General features: G+C 69.9%; 7 protein-coding genes. 4 read left to right on the forward strand and 3 right to left on the reverse strand.

Annotated elements, in window-relative coordinates:
• Positions 1-47: 47 nt before the first annotated feature.
• From mmsB to chvE, 3 genes are all read right to left on the reverse strand, one after another.
• Positions 48-1,304 (reverse strand): multiple monosaccharide ABC transporter permease, encoded by a 1,257-nt coding sequence (gene mmsB, locus ACFOWE_RS25150; protein ID WP_377291937.1) that lies wholly within the window; start codon positions 1,302-1,304, stop codon positions 48-50.
• Between the two features lie 5 nt (positions 1,305-1,309).
• Complete coding sequence (mmsA, locus tag ACFOWE_RS25155) at positions 1,310-2,839, reverse strand: multiple monosaccharide ABC transporter ATP-binding protein (RefSeq protein ID WP_377291939.1); 1,530 nt, start codon at positions 2,837-2,839, stop codon at positions 1,310-1,312.
• A gap of 85 nt (positions 2,840-2,924) precedes the next feature.
• On the reverse strand, positions 2,925-4,049 hold the full coding sequence (chvE, locus tag ACFOWE_RS25160) for a multiple monosaccharide ABC transporter substrate-binding protein (protein WP_377291941.1): 1,125 nt from the start codon (positions 4,047-4,049) through the stop codon (positions 2,925-2,927).
• A 641-nt stretch (positions 4,050-4,690) separates the two neighbouring features.
• Between chvE and ACFOWE_RS25165 the strand changes: the two genes are divergently transcribed.
• The 4 genes from ACFOWE_RS25165 to ACFOWE_RS25180 form a co-directional block, all read left to right on the forward strand.
• Positions 4,691-5,680 carry a LacI family DNA-binding transcriptional regulator gene (locus ACFOWE_RS25165; protein WP_377291953.1) on the forward strand — a complete coding sequence of 330 codons (990 nt, stop codon included), beginning with the start codon at positions 4,691-4,693 and terminating at the stop codon, positions 5,678-5,680.
• A gap of 105 nt (positions 5,681-5,785) precedes the next feature.
• Positions 5,786-6,124 carry a hypothetical protein gene (locus ACFOWE_RS25170; protein ID WP_377291943.1) on the forward strand — a complete coding sequence of 113 codons (339 nt, stop codon included), beginning with the start codon at positions 5,786-5,788 and terminating at the stop codon, positions 6,122-6,124.
• Positions 6,125-6,144: 20 nt separating this feature from the next.
• Positions 6,145-7,866 carry a ribulokinase gene (araB, locus tag ACFOWE_RS25175; protein ID WP_377291945.1) on the forward strand — a complete coding sequence of 574 codons (1,722 nt, stop codon included), beginning with the start codon at positions 6,145-6,147 and terminating at the stop codon, positions 7,864-7,866.
• Positions 7,867-7,913: 47 nt separating this feature from the next.
• On the forward strand, positions 7,914-8,416 hold a 503-nt coding region (locus ACFOWE_RS25180; RefSeq protein WP_377291947.1), incomplete at its 3' end, for an L-ribulose-5-phosphate 4-epimerase.

Consider the following 8,416-nt stretch of genomic DNA (forward strand, 5'->3'; position numbering starts at 1 on the left):
CGCCCGCCGTGCGTGCCGCGTGCCGCGCTGCCGTGCGCTCGCCGCCGTCAGCGGGCCGCGGCGCCGGCGCGGCGCTTGGCCCAGACGTCGAGGGCGACGGCGGCCAGCAGGACGAGGCCCTTGAAGAGCATCACCTGCTCGCTCGGGGCGCCGATGAGGGACATGCCGTTGTTGATCACCGCCATGATGAGGCCGCCGGTGATCGCGCCGACCACCTTGCCGACACCGCCCTGGACGGCGGCGCCGCCGATGAAGGCCGCCGCGATGGCGTCGAGCTCGAAGCTGTTGCCGGCCGTGGGGCCCGCCTGGTTGAGGCGTCCGGCGAAGATGATGCCGGCGATCGAGGCGAGCACGCCCATGTTCACGAAGAGCCAGAACGTGACGGACTTGACGTTGATGCCCGACAGGCGGGCGGCGTGCAGGTTGCCGCCGATGGCGTAGATGTGGCGGCCGAAGACGGCGCGGTTGGTGACCAGGGTGTAGCCCACGACGAGGAAGGCCAGGAGCACCAGGACCCAGGGGAGGTTCTTGAACCTGGCCAGCTGCACGATCACCAGCATGACCACGGCGGAGGCGGCGGCCATCTTGAGGACGAACAGGGGCAGGGCGTCGACCGGCTGCTTGTAGCCGATGCGTCCCTGGCGGGCGCGCCACTGGGTGCCGATGATCATGGCCACGGCGGCGAGGCCGACGAGCAGGGTGATCAGGTCGGCGCCGCCGAGCGGTCCGAGGCCGATGTTGCCCAGGTAGCCGGGGAGGAAGCCGTTGGAGAGGGTGCGGACCTCGTCGGGGAAGGGGCCGATGCCCTGGTTGCCGAGCACGGTCAGCGTCAGCGCCCGGAAGATCAGCATGCCGGCGAGGGTCACGATGAACGCCGGGATGCCGAAGTAGGCGACCCAGTAGCCCTGCCAGGCGCCGATCAGCGCGCCGGCGAGGAGCGTGATGAGCAGCGCCAGCGGCCAGGCGATGTCCATCTCGACCATCAGCACCGCTGATATCGCGCCGCTGAGCGCGACCACCGATCCCACGGACAGGTCGATGTGACCGGCGATGATGATCAGGATCATGCCGATCGCCAGGACCAGGATGTAGGAGTTCTGCACCATGATGTTCGAGATGTTCTGCGGGCTGAGCAGCTCACCGTCGGTCAGGATGGAGAACAGAACGATGATCAGTCCGAAGGCGATGTAGATGCCGCTCTGCCGCAGGTTGACGGAGAAACGGCCGGACGCCTTCGCGGCCGGGGGCGGGGAGGCTCCGCCGCCCGACAGGGTTTCAACCGAGGCCTTCTCGACGCTCGTCATGGCCGTTATTCCTTTTCCCTCGTCATGAATTGCATGAGCCGTTCCTGGGTGGCCTCGGCCCTGGGCAGCTCACCGGTGATCCGCCCGGCCGACATGGCGTAGACGCGGTCGCAGAGACCGAGCAGCTCGGGGAGCTCGGAGGAGATCACCAGGATGGCCTTCCCCTGGTCGGCCAGCTCGTTGATGATGGTGTAGATCTCGTACTTGGCGCCCACGTCGATGCCCCGGGTGGGCTCGTCCAGGATCAGCACGTCGGGATCCGTGAAGATCCACTTCGACAGCACCACCTTCTGCTGGTTGCCGCCGCTGAGCTGACCGGTGATCGCCGAGACGCCCGGGGCCTTGATGTTCATGCCGGCCCGGAAGCCCTCGGCGACCTTGTGCTCCTCGTTGCCGTTGACCCAGCCCCGGCGGGCGAGCTTCCCCAGCGCCGCGGCCGAGACGTTGCGCTTGATGTCCTCGATGAGGTTGAGTCCGTACCGCTTGCGGTCCTCGGTGGCGTAGGCGATGCCGTGGGCGATCGCCTCGCGGACCGAGCCGATCCGGATCTCCTTGCCGTCCTTGTACACGCGCCCGGAGATGTCCACCCCGTAGCTGCGGCCGAACAGGCTCATCGCCAGTTCGGTGCGCCCGGCGCCCATCAGCCCGGCCAGGCCGACGATCTCACCGCGGCGCAGCGTCAGGCTCGCCCCGGAGACGACGGCGCGGTCGGGCTGGACGGGGCTGTGCACCGTCCAGTCCTCGACCCGCAGCACCTCCTCGCCGATCTTCGGCTCGTGCGGCGGGTAGCGGTGCTCCAGGTCGCGCCCGACCATGCCGGCGATGATCCGGTCCTCGGTGACGTGGCCGGCCTTCATGTCGAGGGTCTCGATCGTCCGCCCGTCCCGCAGGATCGTCGTGGAGTCGGCGATGGCCGCGATCTCGTTCAGCTTGTGCGAGATGATCACCGAGGTGATGCCCTCGTTGCGCAGCCCGCGCAGCAGCTCGAGCAGGTGCGCGGAGTCCTCGTCGTTGAGCGCCGCGGTCGGCTCGTCGAGGATGAGCAGGCGGACCTCCTTGGACAGGGCCTTGGCGATCTCGACCAGCTGCTGCTTGCCCACGCCGATGTCCATCGCGGCGGTCACCGGGTTCTCACGCAGCCCGACCCGCTCCAGGAGCACCGCGGCCTCGGCGTTGGTGCGGTTCCAGTCGATAAGGCCCCGGCTCGTCCGCTCGTTGCCGAGGAAGATGTTCTCCGCGATCGACAGGTACGGGCTGAGCGCGAGCTCCTGGTGGATGATGACGATGCCGCGCCGCTCGCTGTCCCGGATGCCGGAGAAGCGGCAGGGCTCTCCGTCGAAGACGATCTCGCCCTCGTAGGACCCGTGCGGGTGCACGCCGGACAGGACCTTCATCAGGGTCGACTTGCCGGCGCCGTTCTCCCCGCAGATCGCGTGTATCTCGCCTCTCCGGACCGCGAGGTTGACGTCCTGGAGGGCCTTGACGCCCGGGAAGCTCTTGGTGATCCCGCGCATCTGAAGGATGTAGTCGGTCATGGCGTCCGTCTCCACGTCGCTCTTCTCCACCGGACGGGCCCCCGGCCGCGTGGGCCGGAGACCCGTCCGGAGGGGATCGGGTCGGCTACTTGAGCTGGTCCTCGGTGTAGTAGCCGGTGTCGACGAGGGTCTGCTTGTAGTTGTCCTTGTAGACGATGACCGGGTCGAGCAGGTAGGACGGGACGACCTTGTTGCCGTTGTCGTAGTCGGTGGTGTTGTTCACCTCGGGCTTGCCGCCCTTGAGCACGGCGTCGGCCATCTTGACGGTGACCTCGGCGAGCTTGCGGGTGTCCTTGTAGATCGTGGCGTACTGCTCACCCGCGATGATCGACTTGACCGACGCCAGCTCGGCGTCCTGACCGGTGACGACCGGGTAGGGCTGGTCCGCGGTGCCGTAGCCGCTGCTCTTTAGGGCCGACAGGATGCCGATGGAGATGCCGTCGTACGGCGAGAGCACGCCGTCGACCTCGGCGTCGCCGTACGCCTTGGTGATCAGGTCCTCCATGCGCTTCTGCGCGGTGGCCGGGTCCCAGCGCAGGATGGCGACGGTCTTGAAGTCGGTCTCGCCGCTCTTGACGACCAGGGTGCCCTTGTCGATGTAGGGCTTGAGGGTGTCCATCGCGCCGTTGTAGAAGAACGTGGCGTTGTTGTCGTCCGGCGAACCGGCGAAGACCTCGATGTTGAACGGGCCCTTGGCGTCCCCGTCCGAGCCGTCCTGCTTCTTCAGGCCCAGGCCGACCAGGAGCGAGGTCGCCTGCTGCACGCCCACCTTGTAGTTGTCGAAGGTGGCGTAGTAGTCGACGTTCGGGCTGTTGCGGATGAGCCGGTCGTAGGAGATCACCGGGATCTTCGCGTCGGCCGCCTGCTGCAGCTGCGTGGTGAGCGCGGTGCCGTCGATCGAGGCGACGATCAGGACCTTGGCGCCCTTGGTGATCTGGTTCTCGATCTGGTTGACCTGGGTGGGGATGTCGTTCTCCGCATACTGCAGGTCGACCTTGTAACCCAGCTTCTCCAGGGCGCTCTTGACGTTCTCGCCGTCGTGGATCCAGCGCTCGGAGGACTTGGTCGGCATGGTGACGCCCACCAGGGCGCCGGCCGAAGATCCGCTCGCGCTCTGCTGGTCGACGGTCTTGGTGGCCGAGCCGCAGGCGGTCACCGTCAGGGCCAGTGCCAGGCCCAGGGGTACGGTGGCCAGCTTAGAGAGCCTCATGTTTCGTCCTTCATGTGACGCGATATCGATCTGGGGGTGTTGGTGCCGGCCTCGTCCTTGCCTGCGGTCGGCGGGCCCGGAAACCGCCCGTATGGCTTCCAGGGGCGTTGTGATGAGAGCGGCGTTCCGAGTCTCCGTGGTCCGGCCGCCCGCTTTGTTAGCGCTCACATCCTCGTAGGCACACCCTCCGGCTGAGCTGTCGGGTGTGGTCGCCATCAAATGCGGGCTCCGGATTTCTGTCAAGGCTCGTAACGCCAACGTGACATCGAGGTTAAGCAGTCATGCGGGTACAAAGTGACAGCCGAAGGCTCCGGCCCTGGTCCCGGTCGAGGCCGTGGAAGCCCGGAAGGCCAGGGAAAACAGGCCCTGTCCGCCGCCGGAGGGTGGGAGCGCCGCCCGGAGGGACGGGAAAAAGGGGGACCAAGGTCCCGGGAAGCCGGTGGCGTTCGCCGCGAGGACGGGGGGCGGAAGCCGGGGCGTGCCGCGGGCGCGTGAGGAGTGAGGCCCGGCGGGACGCCGGTCGTGACCGCGCCATGGTGGGCGGCGTTCTCGGCGGCAGGTAATGTGAGCGTTAACACTCGCGTCGGATGAGAGAAGGGGGACCGGTGGGCTCAACCGGTCAAGGGCGCCGCTCCCCGGTGATGGCCGACGTCGCCAGGGTGGCCGGGGTGTCGCACCAGACGGTCTCACGGGTGCTCAACGAGCACCCCAACGTCCGCACCGAGACCCGCGCCCGTGTCCTGGCGGCGATCGGCCAGCTCGGCTACCGGCGCAACCTCGTCGCCCGCGCCCTCGTCACCCGGCATTCCCGCACGCTCGGCGTGGTGAGCTTCGACAGCACGCTGTACGGCCCGGCCAGCACGGTCTACGGGATCCAGCAGGCCGCCAGGAACGCGGGCTACTTCGTCAGCATCGTCGGTCTGCGGAGCATCGACAGGGCCGGGATGCGCGACGCGCTGGACTACCTGGCCGAGCAGGGCGTCGACGGCATCGTCGTGGTCGCCCCGCAGCGGTCGGCGGCCCGCGCGCTGGCCGACCTGCCCGCGGGCATCCCCGTGGTGGCCGTCGAGGGCGACCACCACGGGGACGTCTCCGTGGTCAGCGTCGACCAGGCCGAGGGGGCCCGGCAGGCCACCGAGCACCTGCTCGGCCTGGGCCACGAGACCGTCTGGCACGTCAGCGGCCCGTCGGACTGGATGGAGGCCGAGGGCCGCATCGTGGGCTGGCGCGAGGTGCTGACCGCCCACGGCAGAGCGGTCCCCGAGATCCTGCCCGGAGACTGGAGCCCGCGTTCGGGCTATCAGGCCGGCCGGCGGCTGGCCGGGATGGACGAGGTCACCGCGGTGTTCGTGGCCAACGACCAGATGGCGCTGGGAGTGCTCAGGGCGTTCGCCGAGGCGGGCGTCGAGGTGCCCGGCCGGGTCAGCGTCGTCGGGTTCGACGACATTCCCGAGGCGGAGTTCTTCTCCCCGCCGCTCACCACGGTCCGTCAGGACTTCGGGGCGGTGGGCCGTCACAGCATCGAGCTCCTGCTCCGGCGGATCGAGGCGGGCCCGGACGCGCCGCGGGAGAGGCTGGTGGCGTCGCCGCTGTTCAAGGTCAGGGCCAGCAGTGCGCCGGCTCGGGGGTAGCCGTGCCGGCGTCGTCGTCCGGCGCGCGGACCGGCCCGCCCCGGGGAGACGCCCGTCCCGGCGGGCGTCGTCATCGCCCGGGCGGTGGTGCTCACGGCGGCGTATATGCTTCATTACACTCGGTTGGGATGGAACGTCCACGTCGGCGGCAGCGAGCAGTCGGCGCTGCTCAGGGGCCTGCCCGTGGCCCGGACGGAGATCGCGGTTCACGCGGTCGCAGGGACGCCGCTCACCGGTGGATCGTGCTGCCTGCTCAGGGCCGTGCCCGGCCCGTTCGTCCTCACTTCGATCCAGACGATCACCAGCTCCGAGGGCGCCCTCGGCTCCCGGTGGACCAAGATCTTCATCGGCCCGCCGCCGTCCGCCCTCCTCCTGCTCCGGCGCCTGATCCCGGCGCGGAACGCAGCCACCCTCCATGCCTCTTCTGATCGGGGAAGAATGTGAACGCTAACAGTGACCGGTACGTGATCGGTGTCGATTTCGGCACGTTGTCGGGCCGTGCGGTGGTGGTGCGGGTCGGCGACGGCGCCGAGCTGGGCGCCGCGGTGCACGAGTACGCCCACGGGGTGATCGATGAGCGGCTGCCGGGCACGGGTGTGCGGCTGGGGCCGGACTGGGCGCTGCAGTCGCCCGAGGACTGGCGGCAGGTGCTGCGCGTTGCGGTGCCGCAGGCGGTGGCCGCGGCCGGGATCGATCCGGGGCGGGTGATCGGTATCGGCACGGACTTCACCGCGTGCACGGTGCTGCCGGCCACGGCCGAGGGGGTGCCGTTGTGCGAGCTCGGGTCTTTCGCGCAGCGGCCGCACGCGTGGCCGAAGTTGTGGAAGCACCATGCGGCGCAGGCGCACGCGGACCGGATCAACGCGGTGGCCGCCAAGCGGGGGGAGGCGTGGCTGCCGCGCTACGGCGGGAAGATCTCGTCGGAGTGGCAGTTCGCCAAGGGCCTGCAGGTGCTGGAGGACGATCCCGAGGTGTACGGGGCGGCCGAGCGGTGGATCGAGGCGGCGGACTGGATCGTGTGGCAGTTGACGGGGGTGGAGACCCGCAACGTGTGCACGGCCGGCTACAAGGGCATCCGGCAGGACGGGGTGTGGCCGTCGCAGGAGTTCTTGGCGGAGCTGAATCCGGGCTTCGCGGGCTTCACGGGCAAGTTCGGGCCGGAGCCGGTGGCGCTGGGCGGGGCGGCGGGCACGTTGTCGGCGCAGGCGGCGGCCTGGACGGGGTTGCCGGAGGGCATCGCGGTGGCGGTCGGCAACGTCGACGCGCACGTCACCGCCGCCGCGGCGGACGCGGTGCGGCCGGGCCAGATGGTCGCGATCATGGGGACGTCGACCTGTCACATCATGCCGTCGGACGTGCTGGCGGAGGTGCCGGGCATGTGCGGGGTGGTGGCCGATGGGATCGTGCCGGGGCTGTGGGGGTATGAGGCGGGCCAGTCCGCGGTCGGCGACATCCTGGGCTGGTTCGTCGAGACCTGCGTGCCGGGCGCCTACGAGCGCGAGGCCGAGCGGCGGGGCGTGAGCGTGCATGAGCATCTGACGGCGCTGGCGGCGGCCCAGGAGGTGGGGCGGCACGGCCTGGTGGCGCTGGACTGGCACAACGGCAACCGGTCGGTGCTGGTGGACCATGATCTGTCCGCGGTGGTGGTCGGGCAGACGCTGGCGACGCGCCCCGAGGACGTCTACCGGGCGCTGATCGAGGCGACCGCGTTCGGTGCCCGCACGATCGTGGAGACCTTCGAGGCCGCCGGCGTGCCGGTGCGGGAGTTCGTGGTGGCCGGCGGCCTGCTGAAGAACCGCTTCCTCATGCAGGTCTACGCCGACGTGCTCCGCCGCCCGCTCTCGGTGATCGGTTCGGCGCAGGGGTGTGCGCTGGGGTCGGCGATTCATGCGGCGGTGGCGGCGGGGGCCTATTCCGACATCACCGCGGCGGCGGCGGTGATGGGCAGGCGCAGTGAGGCGGCCTACCTGCCTGACCCCGGCCGCTCGGCCGCCTACGACCTGCTGTACGCGGAGTACCGCCGCCTGCACGATCATTTCGGCCGCGGCGAGGGCGCCGGCGGTTCCGCTGGTTCCGGTGGCCCTGCCGGCCTCGGCGGTTCCGGTGGTCCTGCCGGTTCCGCCGCTTTCGGTGGCAACGACGTGCTGCACCGGCTGCGCGCGCTGCGCAACCGGGCGGGCGCGTGAGCGCCCCATCCTCTTCCCCATCCCCCGCATCCGTCAGGGAGCATGTCATGACCTCCTCCGTCTCTTCTTCTGTCACCTCCTCTGTCGCCGGTGCCGTCGCGGCGCTGCGCGAGAGCGTCTGCCGTCTGCACGCCGAGCTGGTGCGCTACGGCCTGGTGGCCTGGACCGCGGGCAACGTGTCGGGCCGGGTGCCCGGCGCGGACCTGTTCGTGATCAAGCCGAGTGGTGTCTCCTACGACGACCTGAGCCCGGAGTCGATCGTGGTGTGCGATCTGGACGGCGCCCTGGTCGACGGGGAGCTGGCACCGTCCAGTGACACGGCCGCGCACGCGTACGTCTACCGGCACCTGCCGCAGGTGGGCGGGGTGGTGCACACGCATTCGACCTACGCGTCGGCGTGGGCGGCGCGGGGGGAGGCGATCCCGTGCGTGCTGACCGCGATGGCCGACGAGTTCGGGGGGCCGATCCCGGTGGGGCCGTTCGCGTTGATCGGTAACGACGACATCGGGCGGGGCATCGTCGCGACCTTGGACGGGCACCGTTCCCCGGC

Source organism: Planomonospora corallina (genome assembly GCF_042650625.1).
Taxonomy (GTDB): domain Bacteria; phylum Actinomycetota; class Actinomycetes; order Streptosporangiales; family Streptosporangiaceae; genus Planomonospora_B; species Planomonospora_B corallina.

Coding starts and splice junctions, on each gene's coding strand:
- ACFOWE_RS25170 (WP_377291943.1), top strand. CDS start 5,786: ATGCTTCATTACACTCGGTTGGGATGGAACGTCCACGTCGGCGGCAGC.
- chvE (WP_377291941.1), bottom strand. CDS start 4,049: ATGAGGCTCTCTAAGCTGGCCACCGTACCCCTGGGCCTGGCACTGGCC.
- mmsB (WP_377291937.1), bottom strand. CDS start 1,304: ATGACGAGCGTCGAGAAGGCCTCGGTTGAAACCCTGTCGGGCGGCGGA.
- mmsA (WP_377291939.1), bottom strand. CDS start 2,839: ATGACCGACTACATCCTTCAGATGCGCGGGATCACCAAGAGCTTCCCG.
- ACFOWE_RS25165 (WP_377291953.1), top strand. CDS start 4,691: ATGGCCGACGTCGCCAGGGTGGCCGGGGTGTCGCACCAGACGGTCTCA.